At 69.1% G+C, this 19196-nt stretch carries 17 protein-coding genes; 12 read left to right on the top strand and 5 right to left on the bottom strand.

The features are described from left to right. Positions 1-3: 3 nt before the first annotated feature. Genes besB through besD form a run of 3 tightly spaced genes read right to left on the bottom strand, consistent with a single transcriptional unit; the run spans position 4 to position 3111 of the window. On the bottom strand, positions 4-1542 hold the full coding sequence (gene besB, locus ACIRQ7_RS29850; protein WP_404265738.1) for an L-2-amino-4-chloropent-4-enoate dechlorinase/desaturase BesB: 1539 nt from the start codon (positions 1540-1542) through the stop codon (positions 4-6). Further along, on the bottom strand, positions 1539-2312 hold the full coding sequence (besC, locus tag ACIRQ7_RS29845; RefSeq protein WP_404265737.1) for a 4-chloro-allylglycine synthase BesC: 774 nt from the start codon (positions 2310-2312) through the stop codon (positions 1539-1541). The genes besB and besC overlap by 4 nt, the downstream gene beginning before the upstream one ends. Before the next feature lie 40 nt (positions 2313-2352). Then, a complete protein-coding gene (gene besD, locus ACIRQ7_RS29840; protein ID WP_404265736.1) occupies positions 2353-3111 on the bottom strand; it encodes an L-lysine 4-chlorinase BesD in 759 nt (252 codons plus the stop codon). A 612-nt stretch (positions 3112-3723) separates the two neighbouring features. Here besD and ACIRQ7_RS29835 point away from each other — a divergent pair. From ACIRQ7_RS29835 to ACIRQ7_RS29820, 4 genes are all read left to right on the top strand, one after another. Further along, positions 3724-4530 carry a proline hydroxylase gene (locus ACIRQ7_RS29835; RefSeq protein ID WP_404265735.1) on the top strand — a complete coding sequence of 269 codons (807 nt, stop codon included), beginning with the start codon at positions 3724-3726 and terminating at the stop codon, positions 4528-4530. A 38-nt stretch (positions 4531-4568) separates the two neighbouring features. Continuing rightward, the gene (locus ACIRQ7_RS29830) at positions 4569-5159 is read left to right on the top strand and encodes a nitroreductase family protein (RefSeq protein WP_404265734.1); all 591 of its coding nucleotides are present in this window, start codon (positions 4569-4571) and stop codon (positions 5157-5159) included. Then, on the top strand, positions 5156-6457 hold the full coding sequence (locus ACIRQ7_RS29825) for a cation:proton antiporter (protein WP_404265733.1): 1302 nt from the start codon (positions 5156-5158) through the stop codon (positions 6455-6457). Before ACIRQ7_RS29830 ends, ACIRQ7_RS29825 begins: the two co-directional genes overlap by 4 nt. 457 nt (positions 6458-6914) lie before the next feature. Continuing rightward, positions 6915-7784 carry an alpha/beta fold hydrolase gene (locus ACIRQ7_RS29820; RefSeq protein WP_404265732.1) on the top strand — a complete coding sequence of 290 codons (870 nt, stop codon included), beginning with the start codon at positions 6915-6917 and terminating at the stop codon, positions 7782-7784. A gap of 550 nt (positions 7785-8334) precedes the next feature. On the opposite strand, the gene ACIRQ7_RS29815 is transcribed toward ACIRQ7_RS29820, so the two are convergent. Together ACIRQ7_RS29815 and ACIRQ7_RS29810 are read right to left on the bottom strand one after the other, a co-directional pair. Continuing rightward, on the bottom strand, positions 8335-8601 hold the full coding sequence (locus tag ACIRQ7_RS29815) for a hypothetical protein (protein ID WP_404265731.1): 267 nt from the start codon (positions 8599-8601) through the stop codon (positions 8335-8337). A gap of 512 nt (positions 8602-9113) precedes the next feature. Further along, positions 9114-9935 (bottom strand): maleylpyruvate isomerase family mycothiol-dependent enzyme, encoded by an 822-nt coding sequence (locus ACIRQ7_RS29810; RefSeq protein ID WP_404265730.1) that lies wholly within the window; start codon positions 9933-9935, stop codon positions 9114-9116. Between the two features lie 452 nt (positions 9936-10387). On the opposite strand from ACIRQ7_RS29810, the gene ACIRQ7_RS29805 reads away from it, so the two are divergent. The 8 genes from ACIRQ7_RS29805 (at position 10388) to ACIRQ7_RS29770 (ending at position 19082) form a co-directional block, all read left to right on the top strand. Then, positions 10388-11059 carry a HEAT repeat domain-containing protein gene (locus tag ACIRQ7_RS29805; protein WP_404265729.1) on the top strand — a complete coding sequence of 224 codons (672 nt, stop codon included), beginning with the start codon at positions 10388-10390 and terminating at the stop codon, positions 11057-11059. A gap of 3 nt (positions 11060-11062) precedes the next feature. Then, complete coding sequence (locus tag ACIRQ7_RS29800; protein WP_404265728.1) at positions 11063-12067, top strand: MerR family transcriptional regulator; 1005 nt, start codon at positions 11063-11065, stop codon at positions 12065-12067. A 476-nt stretch (positions 12068-12543) separates the two neighbouring features. Then, a complete protein-coding gene (locus ACIRQ7_RS29795) occupies positions 12544-13155 on the top strand; it encodes a TetR/AcrR family transcriptional regulator (RefSeq protein WP_404265727.1) in 612 nt (203 codons plus the stop codon). Between the two features lie 44 nt (positions 13156-13199). Then, on the top strand, positions 13200-13871 hold the full coding sequence (locus ACIRQ7_RS29790; protein ID WP_404265726.1) for an enoyl-CoA hydratase-related protein: 672 nt from the start codon (positions 13200-13202) through the stop codon (positions 13869-13871). Between the two features lie 95 nt (positions 13872-13966). Beyond that, positions 13967-16207, top strand: coding sequence for a molybdopterin-dependent oxidoreductase (locus tag ACIRQ7_RS29785; protein ID WP_404265725.1), 2241 nt, complete (start codon positions 13967-13969; stop codon positions 16205-16207). Positions 16208-16274: 67 nt separating this feature from the next. Continuing rightward, a complete protein-coding gene (locus ACIRQ7_RS29780) occupies positions 16275-16718 on the top strand; it encodes a PaaI family thioesterase (RefSeq protein ID WP_404265724.1) in 444 nt (147 codons plus the stop codon). A gap of 402 nt (positions 16719-17120) precedes the next feature. Beyond that, entirely contained in the window at positions 17121-17396 is a 276-nt protein-coding gene (locus ACIRQ7_RS29775) for a hypothetical protein (RefSeq protein WP_404265723.1), read from the top strand. Between the two features lie 540 nt (positions 17397-17936). After that, a complete protein-coding gene (locus tag ACIRQ7_RS29770) occupies positions 17937-19082 on the top strand; it encodes an FAD-dependent oxidoreductase (protein WP_404265722.1) in 1146 nt (381 codons plus the stop codon). The last annotated feature ends 114 nt before the right edge of the window (positions 19083-19196 follow it).

Below are 19196 nucleotides of genomic sequence, written 5' to 3'. Positions count from 1 at the left end.
CGCTCAGAGTGGTCGCAGGGCCTGCTCGAAGGTCTCCACAATCCGCTCCGGCTCCTCGGTGCCGGCGGAGATCCGCAGCATGTCCCGGTGCAGCCCTCTGGCTCGCAGGGCGGCACGGCCCTCCGGCGTCGAGAGCAGGTCGTAGTGCGCGATGAAGATCTGTGGTGACGCCATCGTGAACTCGGCGCCGAAACTGGGGCCCTTGGCGACCGCGAGACGGTCATACACCTGCTCCAGCGGAACTTTGAGGTCCACCATCAGCAGGCCCCCCGGTGCGTCAGGCCGGCGTTCGACCTTGCGGTAGTTGCTCTCGGAATGGGCGTCGTACGCCCAGTCGACGCGTCGGACGACCCTGTCGTGGCGTTCGAGACAGGCCGCGAGGGCAAGGGTGTTGGCGTTCACCCGGTCCATACGTTCCGCATAGCCGCGGATCCGGGCGGCCACGCGTGCCGTATCGCGGTGGTAGGGATGGTCGCCGTGGCGCCGCAGCTCGGTGCGGAGGTCCGGCCCGAAGGACGAGTCCGGGTTGACCACGGCCGCGCCCATCAGGACGTCGGCCGAGCCGGTGGCGTACTTGGTGAGGCTTTCGCAGACCACGTCGGCGTGGGGAAGCACATCGACGTTGTAGGGGGTGGCGATCGTCGCGTCGACCACCAGCGCACAGCCGGCCCGCGCGGCGATCTCCCGCAGGGCCGGGATGTCCGGAGTACGCAGGCTCGGATTGCTCGGCACCTCGGCGATGATGCCGGCGAGCTCCCCGACGTGCGCTTCGGCGACGCGGGCGACCTCCGCCAGGTCGAACGGGTCGGGGACCGTGGTGTGTTCGACATCGATGATGCGCTTCTCCAACAGGCTCATGGTGTCGAAGAAGATCCAGCCGAGCTGGAGCCATCTGCGCCGGCCGTTCTCCCGCTGGATCTCGGAGACCGCGGCGATGGCCGCCGTCACGGCGTTCATGCCGCTGTTGTGCAGCGAGACGTCCGCCGTGTCGCGTACACCGTAGGCCTGGGCGAGGACGGCCCGGACGGCTTCCGAGGGTGCGTCCTCCACCGCGGCCTCGGCTTGCCGGCCCTCGATCAGGCCGGCGTCCAGCAGCACGTCCTCCGCCTCGCGCGAGGACAGGTGGCTGCCCGTGTGCTGTACGTACGCACGGACCCGTGCGGCCGAGGCGTCGTCGGCGGGGAGCCGCACCCCGTGCACGCGGCCTCCTACGACTGCGGCGTGGGGGGAGAGCCCGGCGTACGCCGCAGCGGCCGTCGCGGCCCGGTCCGAGCAGGTCAGGACGAGGCCCTCGCCCGGCCCGATGCCGTCCTGAGCGAGGAGTCCCGCCACCCGTGTCACATACGGATGGGTACGGAAGCGCGGGTAGCCCCACGAAATGCGGCTCCGGGTGGCCGCGTCGCCCGACTCGTAGCCGATGACGGCCGCGATGTCGGGGATCGAGACGGACACCGAATGGATGGAGCCGGGGATGGGCCGGCCGACGGCGATGTGCCGCAGGCCGCGGGCCGACCCGATGTCCCCGGATGCCTTGAGGGTCATGCCTCAAGGCCCACGAGCTGCTGCACCCCGTCCCAGTAGTTCTCCACGAGCCCGAGGAACTCGAAGGCCCCCTCCTCGAACTCCGCCCGGGTGGCCGGCGATCCCACATAGGGGGCCATCGCATTGAAGACGGAGTTGCTGTGCCCCACCTCTACGTCGATGTGCAGCTGCCAGAAGTGGCGCAGGTCCTTGTCGTAGCCCTGATTGGCCAGCCCGTCATTGATCTTGGAGACCATGATGGACGACATGGTCTCGTCGGCGTACAGCGCTCCCAGTGCCTTGTGAATCGGAGATTCGGTGTAGAGGATCCGGATTCCGTCGTTCAGGCGTTTGGTGACCTCCAGCGGCTCGTAACCGTCGAGGTGTTCCTTCTTGATTCCGATCCGGGAGAGGAATCCGCTGAAGAGGGCGGAGTGCATGCTGTCGCCGCCCACCTCGTCGTACACGTTCAGGACGATCTCGCGAAGGATCATCTCGTCCCGGGTCTTGATCGCCATTCCGGTGATGTAGAAGGGGAGATGGCGGAAGAAGTAGTGACACTCGCTGTACATCAGTCGTTCTTGTTCGGGGGAGAGTCGCGTGGTCCGATAGGCGTTCAGGTACGGGTGCTCGACACCGCGGTGCCCGGCGATGCGGGCCAGCATGCCGTCCAGGTATTCCTTGATCGCCGGGTCCTCGACGGCTATCCGGCGGCGGATTCCCGGTTCGACGTTATCGAAGTGGTCCCAGACAGCTGTGGCGGAGGAGCCCGCACTGTTCAGCTCGGTCATGGTCGTCTCCTTCGTGGGCGGGAAGCGGAGTGGGATGCGTTCACTTCTTGATGGCGGATGCCGCCGAGACGCCGGCGTTGTCCCACCACCGGTCATCAGCGTCAAAGTTGCGCGTCAGGTCCCGGTCTCCTGCCCACGTCATGTTCAGGATGATGCGGGTGGCGTCCTCACGAAGCGGAATCGTGCGGTGCAGAGTGGTGTCGGTCCGCAGGAAATACACGTCTCCCGAGCCGAAGTGATAGGTGTTGATGGGGTTTTCGGCGAGGTAATTGTTGATTCGTGGTGACGCCTTGTCCCATGCGGTGTGGGGTACGCACTGAAGCAGGCCGCCGACGTCGATCGGCGGTGCCAGGAGCACCCAGATGAGGGCGAAGCTGAAGTCGCCCCAGTGCCATCCGTGCGTGTCCCCGCGCTGCTCCTGGCGAGTGATCAGGAACTCCTCGTCGGCCTTGGGGCAGGGGTGTAACTTCTCGCCGGCGAGGGCTTCGAGCGCGCGTATGAGGTCGGGGTTCGAGTAGACCGAGGTCACCAGTTCGCTGTTGGCCGCGATCATCTCGCTGGGCACCACGGACATGGAGCGGCGGGTGTAGCCGGTGGTCTCGAGGCGCAGATCGCGTCGCTCGGCGTGCTTCTCGAGGAGACGCTCCGCTTCGGCGCGCACCAGTTGACGTGTGTGCGCTTCGATCAGGTCGGTCACGGTGGCGATGCCGTACCGGTGGTATTGGTGGGTCATCCGGCGGATTTCGCTGTTCTCCAGCGGGACGCAGATGTTCTCGGATCCAAGTCCGTTACCGCTCACGAGGGGTCTCCGATGCTCGACTGGTGAATGCGGGATCGGCCGCAATGATCAGAGGCGGTGCCTGGTGGAACGCACGGTCGGACCGTAAGTGCGTCTCCTGGGCCTGATCAACCACGCAATCGTTGGGGTCGTGAATTCCGGTCAACTGCGGAGTCACATTCGACGCGTGTTATGGCTGATTGAAGGGTGGGGCTGACCTGAGGACGCAATAATCGCGGTGATCGAGATTCGAGGTAGGAGCAGGCGGGCGTTCGAGATTCGACATGATGGATCTTCCGGCCGCTCAAACGGTCGTCGTTCCATCAACGTGGCGCGAATCGAATGACGGCCGATTCGCCCTCTCGACTGGCCGGCGAGCGCGTTCTATCGGGAACACATTGCGCCACACTGACCACTCGCCTACTCGCCTACTCGCGCGAATAATCAGCGGGGCATACTGTGGGGCCGACATCCACCAGGCTTCTCATGCTGAGCATTGACGGCTGTCCCGTCGTCACCCCGTGCGCAGCCAGCATCAGGCGCCCGTACACCCCCGCGTGCGAAGACGCTGCTCTGCCTGGCCCTGCCATTCCCCGTCCCGGCACCCATTCTGACATCGGATATGGAGACGTGATGCCCAGCACAGCGCTCGACCCGAGGTTCTCCGTCGTGGATGTTTCCGCCTTTTCCAGACGGCACATCGCCGATATCGCTGCGCGCAAGCTCGCCGCGGCCCGCATTCCCGGCTGCTTCGACCGGGCGGCACTCGACAGCATGACGGCCGCACTGCACCGTCTGCCCACGGTCGACTACCACCCGGTCCGGGTCGCCATGACGAGGTTCGGCCCGGCCCTCAACGACTACCGCACCCCCCAGGGGGTGCTCGAGGCGGAGCGCTACTGGGCAGCCGCCGACGCCGCGGAGCGGATGTGGCGGGAGGCCGCCATGGAACCGGACCCGGCCCGGATGTCGCTGGACATGCTCGGCAAGGCATGGGGCGCGAAGGTCACAGCCGCCACCATCGGTGGGCGGCCCGCCTTCGTGGGGATGATGCGCGAGATCAACGCGGGCACCCTCCTGCACTACGACGACATCCACCTCGAATACCCGGCCGGCCTCTTCGACCAGGAGATCGTCTCCCAGCTCACCTACAACGCCTACCTGGCGGTGCCGGAAGAGGGAGGCGGGACGCGCCTGTGGCAGCACCGCTGGGAGGCGTCCGACGACACGCATCGCCAACGGTATGGGTACGACCCCTGTGTGGTGGACGGCTGTCGGCGCGTCACCATTGCCCCCGGCCACGGTGACGCCCTGCTGTTCAATCCGAACCACTACCACCGTGTACTGCCCAACGGGCAGGGTGAGGAGGGCCGGCGGCGCGTCACCGTGACGTTCTTCCTCGGTCTCACCCCAGCAGGCGATCTGGTCGCCTGGTCCTGAACTCCGCCCTGCCACCCGACCCAAGGAGCCGAGGCCCCATGGACGTCATGACCGCGATCGTGACCCGCAGGAGCGAGAAGATACGTACCGAACCCGCCCCGGGCGACGAAGAGTTCCGCTACCTCCTGCGCGGCGCGGCCGCAGCGCCCGATCATGGAAGGCTGCTCCCCTGGCGCTGGATGCTGGTGCGCGGCGAAGCGCGCGCCGCTGTGGCCCGCGCGGTGGCCCCAACGGGATCCCGCGCCGTCGAGAAGCGTCCGAACAGTCTCCCGGAGCCGCTGCTACGGGCCCTCCTGGTGTTCGCCCCCGTTCCGGGACACAGGGTTCCCGGAGGGGAGCAGCTCGCCGCGAGTTGCTCCATGACGCACGCGCTGATGATGCTGCTGCACGCCCGTGGTGACGGCAGCGTCTGGCGCACCGGGCAGCTGTGCACCAGCCCCGGCTTGCGCGTCCTGTTACCCATGGCTGAAGGGGAACGATTACTGGGCTCCCTGGACATCGGTACGTCTCCGGAGGGCCTGCGGCAGCGCAGACCGCTTCCCGACATCTCGCACCGGGTCTCCGACGTCGAGGCCTTGACCGGCGTGCGGCCTGCGCACGGACTCCGGGAAGCCGTCGGTGCCGAATGAGCGGCGGACTTCTCGTACAGGCCGGGGTGTTGCTGGCCACAGCTCTGGTGCTGGGGCGGCTGGCCGTACGCGTCGGGATGCCGCCCGTGGTCGGTGAACTGTGTGCGGGGATCCTGCTGGGCCCCTCGGTGCTCGGGCACGCCGTCCCCGCTCTGTCGTCCTGGCTGTCCCATGCGGCCGCGCCGCACGGCCCCTTGGACTCGATCGGACAGCTGGGCGTCGTGCTTCTGGTGGGCACCACCGGTATCGAGATCGACACGAAGATGCTCCGCCGTAGAGGAGTGGCGACCCTGACCGTAGGCGCCACCGGGCTGCTGGTACCGCTGGGCCTCGGGGTGGCGGCGGGGTTCCTGCTGCCGTCGTCGCTGGTCGCCGAGGGCAGCGGGCAACCGATGTTCGCCGCGTTCCTCGGCGTGGCCCTGTGCGTCAGCGCCATCCCCGTGATCGCCAAAATCCTCGCCGATATGCGCCTGCTGCATCGCACGGTCGGGCAGCTCATTCTCGGGGCCGGCATGGTGGACGACGCCATCGGCTGGTTCCTGCTGTCGGTGGTGTCTGCCATGGCCACCAGCCAGATCCGGGCCGGCCACGTCCTCCTGTCGGTCGGGTACATGGCGGGTGTGGTGATCCTGGCACTGACCGTCGGCCGGCCCTTGGTGCGCCGGGCACTGGCCATCGCGGAGCGGGCCGACGATGCCGCGCCCACCATCGCCGTGGTCACGGTGATCCTCGTACTGGGCGCCACCGCCACGCAGGCGCTCGGGCTTGAGGCCATGCTCGGAGCGTTCATCGGCGGCGTTCTCATCGGCTCCGGAAGCGACGTCGACCTCAGGAAACTCGCTCCGCTCCGGGCGGTCGTCATGGCGGTGTTCGCCCCCCTCTTCTTCGCCACCGCGGGCCTGCACATCGACCTGGGCGCCCTGGCCCATCCGGTGATGGCGGTCGCCGCACTGGTGGTGCTGGCGGTCGCCGTGCTCGGGAAGTTCGCCGGAGCGTTCCTCGGGGCGCTGCTCGCCCGGCTCGGCGTGTGGGAAGCGCTGGCCATGGGCGCCGGGATGAACGCGCGCGGTGTCATTCAGATCGTCGTCGCCACGGCGGGCCTGCGCCTGGGCGTACTGACCCCGGCCACGTACACCATCATCGTCCTGGTCGCGGTCGTGACCTCGGTGATGGCTCCTCCCGTCCTCCGCATGGCGATGCACAGGATCGAACAAACCGAGGAAGAGGAACTGCGCCGCCGCGACCTCGCCGCGTTCTCCGAGCCGAGCCTCAAGGGCCCGCCTCCTCAACGTCAGTGACCCGGCTCAGCCGGTTCCTCACAGGTCGGCGCGGGGTCTATGGGCTCGTCTTGCGGGCTCCCGATTCGGCGGCCAGGCAGGTGCGGCGAGGCTGGCGCCCGTCGAGCGAGTGCTGACCGCCCGGTGATCTTCCCGTCGACGGCGGGGACCTGACTGCGCCCGACCTGTCGGGAACGAGCCATGACCGCGCGGACATCCAGGAGGGTAGGGACGTCCGCGAGCCAGGGCCAGCCGGCTCAGCGCGCCGACGCGCCGACGCGCCGTCCGAGGGCGAGCGGCGGGACAAGGGATCCCCCGACCTACCCCCGGTGAACACAGTCGGCCACGCCACACCCTTCGTCGCCTGTCCGGGCCACTACGCGGCTTGACGCTCGAAGGAGTGGAGAACGGGGCAACGGGCGTGGGGTCGCATAGGTGCCGGTATGCAAAAAGCATGACTCTCGACTACGGCACTCACGTGACAGAAGAAAAGCTGGTCTTCGACGGCCGCCGGTTCGTGGTCCGCACCGCTACCGCGGGGGCCTCCGCGACCGACCCTCTCATCGTGCTCGGCGGCTCCTCGCAGGACCGGTTCTCATGGCAGCGCTACGAACGATGGCTTCTGCCGCACACCACCGTGCTGACACTGGAACTGCCCGGCTACGGGGAGGGCGACCCGCTGCCCGTCGAGTACGGCATGGACTTCCTCGCGGACACCGTCCGCCATGCCGCCGAGGCCCTCTCCTTGGGCCGGGTGAACATGTTCGGCGCCTGCTTCGGCGCGTCCATCGCCCTCCGCTTCGCCCAGCGCCATCCGGATCGGATCGCGCGTCTGATGCTGGGAGGCACTGCTGCGGATATTTCACCCGAGTACGCCGCAGCGGCCCGACGATGGCGCCGAATGGTGGACGAGGGGCTGTTCGACGACATGGCCCAGGACATGGTCGAGCAGTTCATGGCCACGCCCGATCACGGAGTCGTGCGCCGCCGGGCCGCTGTCGCGCGCCTGATGCGCCAGAGGTTCGCGAACCTTACCGAGCGCGAACTGGCGATGGACATCACCCACCACGAGCGTCTCCTGACACACCCGTGGAGCCGGCCCCACCCGGCTGTCACCGCTCCCGTGCTCGTCTTCACCGGCGAACACGACACCATCACCCCGCCCCCGGAGGGTCGGCGCGTCGCCAAGGACCTTCAGGCCCGGTTCACCACCATCAAGGAGGCCGACCACCTGGTTCAGATCGAACGCGACAACGACCTGGCAGACCTGATGGCCCGCTTCTTCACCGACCAGCCCCTCGACGACCTCCCCTACCTCAACCCGGTCGAGCGCTTCGGCAGCCGGTAAACAAGCGGTGTGCTGCTGAACCACAACCGTGTCCCAGATGGTGAGGTTGCGGAAGCGCGCTTGTAGCAGGAGACGGTGGCGTACAGCCCGAGAAGGGCCAGGTAGGGCACTGTCCTGGGGTCGCTGCCTCGGCGAGCACCGCGCCGTTCGGCCGGCCGGCCCTTGGTGCGATGCACCGAACTCGTCAGCCCGCCCACCCACGCCCACTCCCCTGCCAACGGTCCTACGCATGCACCGCCCGACTCCGAGGCCGACGATCGGCACCTCCCCGACCCCGTCACATCCGAGGTGACCCGGCGTCACCACACGTGAGGACGGCCGCGGCAAGGGCGGAGGGCCGTGCCGGCAGCGGCAAGCACTCCACCGCGTACGCCGACAACACGTCAGCCCTGGGCCGGATGGCGATACCGGGCTGCCGGATCCGTGAAGATCGTCGTCAAGGCCCGGTCCGCACGGCGGCCGACAGGCGTGACGACGCCGGGAACGGCAAGACGATCGGTGTGATCACCGCACACTTCAAGGGCAGGCAGAAGCGCCTGCACTGGGCACATCAGTGACAGACGAGCACGACGAGATCGTGGAACAGCAGGCCGACATCACGGGCCTGCTGTTCCCTCACGTTTACGCCCCTCTCCTCGATGACCAGCACGTACGGGGCGTCCTCCCCGTACCTCCCCCTACGGACGCCGTGCGCGTGGTCCTCGGCGACAAGGACGAGTACGCCCCCGACCAGCTCACCGCCTACGAGATCCCCCTCCGCACGGGCGACGAACTGCGCACACCGCACGACGTCGCCGCCCTCCTGCGCACCGTCCACACGGGCACCCACATCTACCCCAGCAACAGGGTCAGCACCGTCATGGGAATGACCCTGTTCACCGTGGACCCCGCGACCGTGACTCCAGCCCCTTCACCAACGAGGACTGGACCTTCACGCTCCTGCGCTGCCTGGCCTTCCCGTCCACCGAAGAACGCCCACAGGCACGCCTGTGCGGCTTCCTGTTCCTGGCCCCGGACCGGCTCCGTCTCTACCTCGACGCCGAGGAGGTCCGCCCCGGGACAACTGCCGCCGACGTACGCCCCGGCGGCGCCCTCACAGCGCTGCTGGCGGTCCTGCCATCACTGCTCGACGAACAACGGCTCACCACGACCGACGCCGACGACCCGCACTGTTCACACGTGGTCGACCTCACCGACTGGTGACCCCCGGCTACAAAGGGGCCCGCACCCGCTGAAGACGAGGTGCGGGGTGATGCATGTCGATGGGTGCGGGGCAGGCCAGCGCCTCGCGCCTGCGGCGACCGGGTTGCCTGCCCCCGTCCGCTGCCTTCAGGGCGCCGTGAAGAGGGCTGGGAAGCGGGGAGCGAGCATGGGCTTGCGGCCCCAGGTGAGGATGTGGCCGCGGGCCATGGCGCTCCACTGGTTGCGGCGGCCCAGTGCCATGAGGAGGAAGGTCACCGGCTCGGTGGCGATGGTGCAGTCCGGGCGGGCCGGCGGCTGCACGCCCACGGACACCGCGCCGTCGGTCACCGTCACCCCGAATCGCGTACCACCCCACAGGCGGATCGCGTAGCGGGCGGTCAGACCGGCCGTGCGGGCGGTGTCGGTCACCCGTGGCATGGCCGTGATCATGAACGGCAGGGTCAGCTCGACGCGGGCGCGGTTGATCATGTGTGGACGGCCGAGTGCGTGGGCGAGGTCGTAGCCGTGGCCGAGCATGTGCGTGAGCAGGTAGGACCCCAGTACGGCCTGGCTCATCGGTCCCAGCGGGGTGATGACGGTCTCCTCCGCGGTGCTTCCCTGCACCGCCTTCAGGTAGGCATCGGCCTGCGCCACGATCATCGCCGCCAGCGGCTCGGCGCCGCGCTCGTCGAACGCGGCGAGCGCTCGCTCATTGGCCGCGGCGAGGCTCTGCGGCGTGCCGTCACCGTAACGACGGGCATGCCCTGCGGCGATATCGGCCATCAGCTCGTTGGCCTGCGCCAGATGCGCTGCCGCCTCCCCGACGTTCCACTCCGACCCGGGTATCGGAAGGTCCATGTCGGTTGCCTCGCGCAACAGCGCGGCGATCTCTTCGGCGGTCTCGCGGACGGCCGCGCCGAGCCCCTCGGGCAGAGTGCCGCGGATGTCCTGCCCGGCCGCTGATGCCACGCCGCTCTCTCCTCCGCTGTCCCGTGTCGCTGTCGACTGTCCGTAGCCCTGCCGGCTGCGCGGGCAACCGGACCGCGTACGCGCGACGGGTTACCAGGGGTACAGAAGACCAGGCAGCGGAGGCTGAGACAAGACCTTGAGCCGGGTGCGGTGGAGGTCACCGGGCGGCAGGCAGGCGGCAGGGGCGGACAGCCCCGACACCGGATACCCGACCCTGCCGTCGTGGAATGTTGCCCAACTGCGGTCAGAGACTGAAGATCCATCGTGCGTTGCCGGACAGAAACTGCTCAGTGGCTTCCTCGTCCAGGCCCAAGTCCCCGAGGTGTTCCAACGTCGCGATGCTCAAAGGCCACACCCGGGGACACAGCAGGTGGCCGGCGCTCACTCAGCGGGCCCCGTTTGACCTTGACACAGTGACAAGGCCTTCACTGCTCACCAAGGAGGTGGTCACGATGACGATCACGAGACAGGACCCGGATGCCGTACGAGTGCTCCAGGGATTGGAGGACGGCCGTTCGTCCGTGCGGCTGCGGGCTGCCATGGCGGTCGGCACGACGCCTGACCCGGGCTTCGTCGACAAGCTCATCGAGCGATGCGCGATCGAGCCCGAGTTTCTCGTCCGCGACATGCTGACCTGGGCGCTCACTCGCCACCCGGTGGCCGTGACGCTTCCCGAGCTGCTCCGCGAAGTCCGCTCGGAGCGTGCGCAGGCACGGAGCCAGGCGTTGCACACGCTGTCCAAGATCGGGGACCGGCAGGCGTGGCCGGCGATCACACGGACACTGCTGTTCGACGCCGACGAGGAGGTGGCGCGGAGCGCCTGGCGGGCCGCGGTCGTGCTCGTGCCGGAAGGTGAGGAGTCCGCGTTGGCCACGGTGTTGGCGACGCAGCTCGGTCGCGGTGGGCGGGAGACACAGCTGAGTCTCAGCCGGGCGCTGGTCGCCCTCGGTGAAGTGATCGTGCCGGCTCTGCATGCCGCAACGACGGCCCCTGAGCCGCACCTGCGCGCGCACGCGCTCGCCACACAACGGCTGCTGCGCGACCCGGACGCAGGATTCGATTTCGCGATCGAGGAGGCGAAGCGCATCGTGGCCCTCGGCGGGTCCGGCAAGGAGGGGCGATAGGGCATGTTGATCGGCGAGGTGGCGCGACGGTCCGGGGTCAGTTCCCGCATGCTCCGGCATTACGAGTCGCTCGGTCTGGTGCGTCCTTCGGGTCGTACCGGCTCCGGCTATCGGGAGTACTCCGGGGAGGACATCCGGCGGATCTTCCATATCGAGAGCCTGCGGTCGCTGGGTCTGTCGCTGCGTGAGATCGGACGCGCCCTCGACGATCCCGGCTTCACGGCCTCGGCTCTCGTAGGCGACCTTGTCCGTCAGACGCGCGAACGCATCGCGGCGGAGACCGAGTTGCTCACGCGGCTGCGCCGGATCGATGCCGCGGAGCCCACCGGCTGGGACGACGTCCTCCAAGTCGTGGCGCTCCTCCAGGCACTGGGGTCGAAGAGCCCCGACGCGCGCCAACGCGCAGCTCTTTCCGCGGCCGACGAGGTCCCGGTGCCGGTGGAGGCCTTGGCCGAGGCGGCCCTGAGCGAGACGGAGCCGAACGTGGCCGGGGCCCTTCGATGGGCGCTGGCTCGATCGGGCGACGGCGGCACGGCACTGCTGGCGGAGGGCCTCGGCTCACCGGTGGCCGCGGTGCGGGAGCGTGCCGTTCAGTCCCTCGCCGAGATGCCCGGTGGCGAGGCCACCGCGCAGCTGCGGGTTGCTCTCACGAACCCCGACGTCGTGGTCCGGGGGTATGCGGCTTTGGCGCTCGGGACACGTGGGGTGGCCGATACGGTCCCGACGCTCATCGACATGATCGTGGAGGGACGGAACGACACCGATGCAGCCGATGCGCTGAGCGTGCTGGCGAGCGACAGTGTGACGGCGGATCAGATCGCGACCGCGCTCGTCGACCGTCTCGCCCACGACACCGCTGAAGCGCCCGCACGCGGGCGGCTGACCCAGGCGCTGGCGGGCATCCCGGGGACGAGGGCGTCACGTGCCCTCGTGGAGCTGTCGCATGACGGGGAGCGTGCCGTTGCGCTAACTGCGACGTACCTTCTTCGGCTACGCGACGCACAGTGACGGGGCTCCCCCGGGGTGCCGCGTACGCGGCCTGCGGGGCCGGAGGGGCCGGACCTACCACCGTCCGCTGAAGGGGGACGGTGGACCTCCTGGCAGGGTGTGCTTGGAGCCTCAGTTGAGGCATGCGGAGGAGGCAACGTCCCCTGGCAATGGGCACTGCAGCCGCACCCACCGGCGGCGGCCCCGTGCGCATGCCGGTCACTGGCCTCGTGCGCATGCCGGTCGCCGGCCTCGTCCACACGCTGCCCGAGGAAGGGCTGCGGGACCAAGCGCGCTACGGCGAAGTCCTCCCCGCCTCAGCCCTTCACCGAGCAAGTGCGGGCACCACACCGGGCGGGCATCTCGTGCGCCACGGCTGAGGCGATCGTCGAACCAAGGCGTGGCACCCTCTTGCATGTTCTATGCCATACCCCATAAGTTACCGACAGGTAGCTGGTCCTGGTGGACCGCACCGGCATCGGGAAGGGTGGTGGCAGGTGAGCCCGCGCAGGAGCGACAGCCGTGACCGCATGATCCTCAGCGCAGCTGCTCTGCTGCGCGAGTACGGGGCGAGCGCGACCAGCATCGACCGGGTCCTCGCGCACAGCGGAGCCCCTCGAGGCTCGGTGTATCACCACTTTCCCAGCGGGCGGACGCAGCTCATCGGCGAGGCGGTGGCGCTGGCGGGGGACTTCATCGCGGGCCTGATCGACGCCGCCATGCAGGCGGATGATCCGGTGGAGGCCATCGACGCGTTCTTCGTGCTGTGGCGCGACCGGCTCCTGGAGAGCGGCTTCCGGGCCGGCTGCCCGATCGTGGCGGTGGCCGTCGAGACCAACGATGACGCCCCCCAGCTTGCCCGCGCTGCAGCCGCTGTCTTCGTCCGCTGGCAGGACGCCCTCGCGGCCCTGTTCGTCCGACACGGGCTGCCCGAGGAACGCAGCCGGAGGCTTGGTGCCTTCATCATCGCGGCGGTGGAAGGGGCGGTGATCATGTGTCGGGCCGAGCAGAGCACCGCCCCGATCGAGGCAGCCGCCGCCGAGATCCACGACCTGCTCCTCTACACCTTGGGTGACCGCCCCGGTGCCGCGTCCGGGCCCCGGTCGTAGTCCGCGGCCGCCTGCCCCACTCAGCTCAGCTCGAAGGAGTCGCCATGCCCTCGCTCGACCGACAGGACAACCTCTTCGTTCTCGACCTCGGAGACGGAGAGAACCGCTTCCACCCCGACTGGCTCACCGCAGTCGGCGCCGCGCTCGACGAGGTGGAGAAGGCAGAGGGGCCCCGGGCCCTGGTCACCGCCGCCACCGGCAAGTTCTACTCCAACGGGCTCGACCTGGACTGGCTGTTCGCCCACGCCGACCAGCACCAGGACTACGTCGTCTCGGTCCATGAGCTGTTCGCGCGCATGCTGTCGCTGCCGGTGATCACCGTGGCCGCGCTGCAGGGGCACACCTTCGCCGCCGGCGCGATGTTCTCCCTGGCCCATGACTTCCGCGTCATGCGCGCCGATCGCGGCTACTGGTGCCTGCCCGAAGCGGACATCAACATCCCCTTCACCCCCGGCATGTCCGCGCTGATCCAGTCCCGGCTGGCGCCGCAGACCGCGCACGAGGCCATGATCACCGCCCGACGCTACGGCGGCTCCGACGCTGCGGCCGCAGGCATCGTCGACCAGGCGGTCAGCGAGGACGCCGTGCGCGCCACCGCCATCGAGATCGCCCAGGCGCAACTGAACAAGGCCGGCGACACGCTCGGCACCATCAAGGCCCGGATGTACGCACCGACTCTGGCCACCCTGCGCGACGCCACCAACCCCCTCGGCTGACCAGCACCTCACTGACCGCACCACCCCGCGCCCCGGGCACCTCGCCCCGGGGCGCGGGCTGCCCCAGCTGCCCACCGCATGAGGAGACAGGGCCGATGACAGCCGACACCGCCTGGCACAAGAGCGCGTGCATCCTGTGCGAGAACAACTGCGGCATCCGGATCCAGACCGACGGCCGCCGCTTCGCCAAGATCCGCGGTGACAAGGAGCATGTCGCCACCGCCGGCTACACCTGCAACAAGGCCCTGCGCCTGGACCACTACCAGAACGGCGGAGCCCGGCTGACGACACCACTGCGGCGGGAGGCGGACGGCAGCTTCACCCCCATCGACTGGGACACCGCCTTCCGTGAGATCGCCGCCCGGCTGAAGTCCGTGCGGGACACCCACGGCGGCGAATCGATCTTCTTCTACGGGGGCGGCGGACAGGGCAACCACCTTGGCGGCGCCTACAGCGGCGCCCTGCTGCGCGCCGTTGGTGCCCGCTACCGCTCCAACCCGCTCGCACAGGAGAAGACCGGCGAGGGCTTCGTCGACGCCCATCTCACCGGCGGCCACACCACCGGCGACTTCACTCGCGCCGAAGTGTCCCTCTTCCTCGGCAAGAACCCCTGGCAGTCCCACGGCGTCCCGCGGGCCCGCACCGTGCTCAAGGACATCGCCAAGGACCCTTCCCGCACCATGATCGTCATCGATCCGGTGCGCACGGAGACCGCCGACCTCGCCGACATCCACCTCCAGGTGAAGCCCGGTACCGACGCCTGGTGCCTGGCCGGCCTCCTCGGCGTCCTGGTCCAGGAGGATCTCCTCGACCACGCCTTCCTCACCACCCGCACTACCGGCGCCGAAGCGGTGATCGAGCAGCTCAAGACAGTGGACGTCACCCGCTGCGCGCTGACCTGCGGCGTGGACGAGGATCTGCTGCGCCGGACGGCCCGCATCATCGGCACCGCCTCCAGTGTCTCGACGTACGAGGACCTCGGTGTGCAGCAGGGGCCCAACAGCACGCTGGTGTCCTACCTCAACAAGCTGACCTGGCTGCTGACAGGGAACTTCGCCAAGCCCGGCGCCATGCAGCCGCATTCGTGGGTCGCCCCGCTGGCCGGCTACTCAACCCGCCCGCGCCGCACCCCCGTCACCGGCGCGCGGATGCCCGGCGGCCTGGTTCCCTGCAACGTGATCGCCGAGGAAATCCTCACCGACCACCCCGCCCGCTTCCGGGCGATGATCATCGAGTCCGCCAACCCGGCGCACTCCCTGGCCGACTCCGCCGCCTTCGCCCAGGCACTCGCCGCGCTCGACCTGGTCGTTGTCATCGACATCGCCCTGACCGAGACCGGCCGCCAGGCCGACTACGTGCTGCCGGCGGCCTCACAGTTCGAGAAGTGGGAGGCGACGTTCTTCACCTTCGAGTTCCCGCACAACACCTTCCACCTGCGCGCCCCGGTCCTCGACCCGCTGCCCGGCACTCTGCCCGAGCCCGAGATCTACGCCCGCCTCGTCCGCGAACTGAACGCCGTCCCCCGCAGCAGGCTGACCCTGCTGCACACGGCGGCCCGCCTGGGCCGCACCCCCTTCACGCTCGCCTTCGCCGCCTTGGCCGCCATCGACAAGAGCACCTTCGCCCTGGCCCCGTATCTGCTGTACGAGACCCTCGGCCCGACCCTTCCCGCGGGCGGCCGATCCGCCGCGGTGCTGTGGGCGCTCGCGCAGCGCATCGCCAAGGAGTACCCGACCGCCATGCGCCGGGCCGGACACCGAAGCGCCGATGCCCTCTTCGACGCGATGCTGGGCGGCCGCTCCGGCATCACGTTCACCGAGGACGAGTACGGCGACGCCTGGAACTACGTGCCCCACCCCGGCCACCGCATCCCGTTGCCCATCCCCGAACTCCTCGGTCTTCTCGCCGACTTGGACACCACACCGACCGTGCACACCAGCGACGACTTCCCGATCGTCCTGGCCGCCGGCCAGCGTCGGGCCTTCACCGCGAACACCATTTTCCGCGACAACACCTGGCGCAAGCGCGACCAACAGGGCGCCTTGCGCATCAGCCCGCACGACGCCGAGCAGCTCGCTCTGTCCGACGGCGGCCTCGCCCGGATCACCACGTCACGAGGTACCGCTCAGGCGGTCGTCGAGATCGACGACCGCATGCAGCCAGGGCACGCGGCCCTGCCCAACGGCTTCGGCCTCGACCTGCCCGCCGACGACGGCGCCACCGAACGCTCCGGCGTTGCCCTCAACACCCTCACCGACCTCGCCTGGCGCGACCCGATCGCGGGCACCCCCTGGCACAAACACGTCCCCGCGCGCATCCAGCCCCTTCGCGCCTGACGACACCCCGCCCCGCGCGCCGGTGTCACCGACCATCAGCACCAGCACCCTGCAAGGAGAACGACCCGTGACGACCACCGACTTCACCACCATGACCGGCCTGGAGCTGATGCGCTGGGTGCAGACCGAACGCCCGACCGACATCCCCTCCATCGGCAGCTTGCTCGGTATGCACTTCGACGAAGTCGACCACGGCCGCATCGTCATCTCCCTCGACACCCGCCCCGACTTCGCCAACCCCCTCGGCAGCGTCCACGGCGGCATCGCCGCCACCCTCCTCGACTCCGCCATGGGCTGCGCCGTCCACACCACCCTCCCCGCCGGCGCCGGCTACACCACCCTCGAACTCAAGGTCAACTACATCCGTGCCGCCCGCACCGACGGACAGACCCTCACCGCCGAGGGCACCGTCATCCACGCCGGCCGCCGCACCGCCACCGCGGAGGGAAAGGTGCTGGACGACCAGGGAAAGCTGATCGCCCACGCCACCACCACCTGCATGATCCTTTGAGCCGTACCCCCGCGAGAGCAGCACCAACGGACGCACCTCAGCTCCGAGTTGCCGGGTCCGGGGGTGGCGTGAGCGGGCAACGCGAGGATGGCGGGGCGCTGACGCGAGCGGCGTTATTGAGGGCGAGCCGCCGGACGGCACCGGCCAGGCCGGCGGCCGGCCAGAAGCCTCAGCAACACCGAGCAGTCAAGGCCTTCCCCCCTCCAACTGCGCAGCCGCAGCTCGCTTGGGGAGCCGCCGATCGCACCCCCGCAGGGCCGTACCGGGAGTGGCAGCGCCGGGCCACACGTGACACGAACGGGGTGCTGCGCCAGCGCCTATTGGCGCTGAGCTTGATGTATGGACTGACGCCCGAAGGCATAAGACAAGGTCAATATCCAGCCCCTGGGTAGGGTTGTGGCCATGGCCAAGGGAATGGGGCGGCGGCACAAGGTGGGTCTGGACAGCGGCGTCGAGGACGCGACGCTGCTGATCCTGGAATGGCTCGGCGAGCAGGGTGTCAGTGCCATGATCCGGGTCGACGCAGAGCGCCTGCGTCACGGTCAGCCGGCGTGGACATTCGCAGCCTCTGGTGGGCCCCTGGATGGTGGGATGAGGGCCGACGGCGCCTCGGCAGCCGAGTGTATGGGCAGGGCATTGCTTGGATTGCGAGAAGCCGGGCTGGTCGTCCCCCTCTGAAGCCGTGTTCACCACCTGAGCTGGCCGTGTTCGGTGACGCTTTCGGGGCGTCTGGGGTGCTTGACGACGTCGTAGCGGGCGCCGGTTCTTCGAGGCGAGCGGCCGCCGGAGCCGGACGGGGTTGGGTTTGGGCGCGCCGACCGGACAGGGCAGGTTCGGGCGGAGGTTCTACCCCCCTGGGGGTCGGGGCCGGGGCCGGGGCGAGCATGCCGGGCTCGGCCGGCTTCTCCCTAGGACGACGAAGGTAGGCGACGGGGTCACCATCGGGCTTCTGGAGGGCCGGGGGTGCGAACCACTGCCCCCCTTCGAGCCGTCTTCGGCCGACTCAGGGCTCAGCAATCCGAGCGTCAGGCGGTGCTCCCATCCTGCTTCCTGACTGATCGGCGCTTTGCCCCGTAGAGATCGACCGAGGGAGACGCGCCGTCGGCCACATGTCGGGACTGTCGGCGCGATATAGGCAGGCTGTTGGCGGGGGCCGGGAGCCTTTCCAGGATCTGCCGGGTGCCTATCCGGCAGGCGTGCGACATGTAAGGAGCTCCCATGCCCACCCCTGTCACGATCATCGGCGCCGGACTCGGCGGCCTCACGCTGGCCCGCGTCCTGCACGTCCACGGAATTCCGGCCACGGTATACGAGGCGGAGCCCTCCCCGACCGCCCGCGCGCAGGGCGGAATGCTCGACATCCATGACTACAACGGTCAACCGGCCCTTGAGGCGGCGGGCTTGATGGACGAGTTCCGCGGCATCATCCTGGAAGGCCGCCAGGCGATGAGGGTCCTCGACCGGGACGGGACCGTCCTGATCGACAAGGCCGACGACGGCACGGGTGGCCGCCCCGAGGTGCAACGCGGCGAACTGCGACAGATCCTGCTCGACTCGCTCCCCGCGGGCGCCGTCCGGTGGGGCCACAAGGTCAGCGCTACCCGCTCCCTCGGCGAGGGCCGTCATGAGGTGACCTTCACCGACGGCACCACCGTGGTCACAAGCCTGCTGGTCGGCGCCGACGGCGCATGGTCACGAGTCCGACCACTGCTGTCCACCGCCACGCCCGAGTACACCGGCACATCGTTCGTCGAGACCTACCTGTTCGACGGCGACGCCCGCCACCCTGCCGCCGCGAAAGCCGTCGGTGGCGGATCCCTGTTCATCCTGGATCCGGACGCGAACGCGAACGGGAACGGGAACGGGAAGAAGGTCGGGGCTCACCGGGAGAGCGGCGGGAACCTCCACACCTACGTGATTCTGTCCAGGCCGCAGGACTGGTTCGCCGCCATCGATTTCACCGACCCCGCCGCAGCCACCGCGCGGATCGCGCAGGAATTCGACGGCTGGGCACCGGAACTCACCGCCCTGATCACCGACAGCGATACCCCGCCGGTCCTGCGCCCCCTCCACGCCCTGCCGGTCGGGCACCGCTGGGACCGGATACCGGGGGCGACCCTGCTCGGCGACGCTGCCCATCTCTCGCCCCCCGACGGCGAAGGCGCCAACCTGGCCATGCAGGACGGCGCCGAACTCGGCACGGCCCTCGCCGCACACCCCGACGACATCGAGGCCGCCCTCACCGCATACGAGCAGGCCATGTTCCCCCGCAGTGCCGCATCCGCCGCCGAAGCGGAAGCCATCAACCACCTCACACCTCAGGACATGATCGACTTCTTCGTCCACCCCAAGCAGACCTCATGAGCCGCCCGCAGACGCCATGGGCCGCCCGGGCCAGTCTGCTGCAGGCGGTGCTCCACGACATCAAGTTGCGCGATCACCCAGTCAGACGGACTCCCGCCGGCCGGAGGCGGAGCC

Origin of the sequence: Streptomyces sp. NPDC101393, from assembly GCF_044767385.1 — a bacterium.
GTDB lineage: Bacteria > Actinomycetota > Actinomycetes > Streptomycetales > Streptomycetaceae > Streptomyces.
Note: the sequence above shows the minus strand (reverse complement) of the source record. Positions and strands in the feature narration are given on the sequence as shown.

What these genes read in the sequence shown, in the direction of transcription:
- besB (WP_404265738.1), bottom strand. Translation starts at nt 1,542, where the DNA reads ATGACCCTCAAGGCATCCGGGGACATCGGGTCGGCCCGCGGCCTGCGG.
- ACIRQ7_RS29775 (WP_404265723.1), top strand. Translation starts at nt 17,121, where the DNA reads ATGGCCAAGGGAATGGGGCGGCGGCACAAGGTGGGTCTGGACAGCGGC.
- ACIRQ7_RS29830 (WP_404265734.1), top strand. Translation starts at nt 4,569, where the DNA reads ATGGACGTCATGACCGCGATCGTGACCCGCAGGAGCGAGAAGATACGT.
- ACIRQ7_RS29825 (WP_404265733.1), top strand. Translation starts at nt 5,156, where the DNA reads ATGAGCGGCGGACTTCTCGTACAGGCCGGGGTGTTGCTGGCCACAGCT.
- ACIRQ7_RS29790 (WP_404265726.1), top strand. Translation starts at nt 13,200, where the DNA reads ATGCCCTCGCTCGACCGACAGGACAACCTCTTCGTTCTCGACCTCGGA.
- ACIRQ7_RS29770 (WP_404265722.1), top strand. Translation starts at nt 17,937, where the DNA reads ATGCCCACCCCTGTCACGATCATCGGCGCCGGACTCGGCGGCCTCACG.
- ACIRQ7_RS29800 (WP_404265728.1), top strand. Translation starts at nt 11,063, where the DNA reads ATGTTGATCGGCGAGGTGGCGCGACGGTCCGGGGTCAGTTCCCGCATG.
- besC (WP_404265737.1), bottom strand. Translation starts at nt 2,312, where the DNA reads ATGACCGAGCTGAACAGTGCGGGCTCCTCCGCCACAGCTGTCTGGGAC.
- ACIRQ7_RS29835 (WP_404265735.1), top strand. Translation starts at nt 3,724, where the DNA reads ATGCCCAGCACAGCGCTCGACCCGAGGTTCTCCGTCGTGGATGTTTCC.
- ACIRQ7_RS29785 (WP_404265725.1), top strand. Translation starts at nt 13,967, where the DNA reads ATGACAGCCGACACCGCCTGGCACAAGAGCGCGTGCATCCTGTGCGAG.
- ACIRQ7_RS29805 (WP_404265729.1), top strand. Translation starts at nt 10,388, where the DNA reads ATGACGATCACGAGACAGGACCCGGATGCCGTACGAGTGCTCCAGGGA.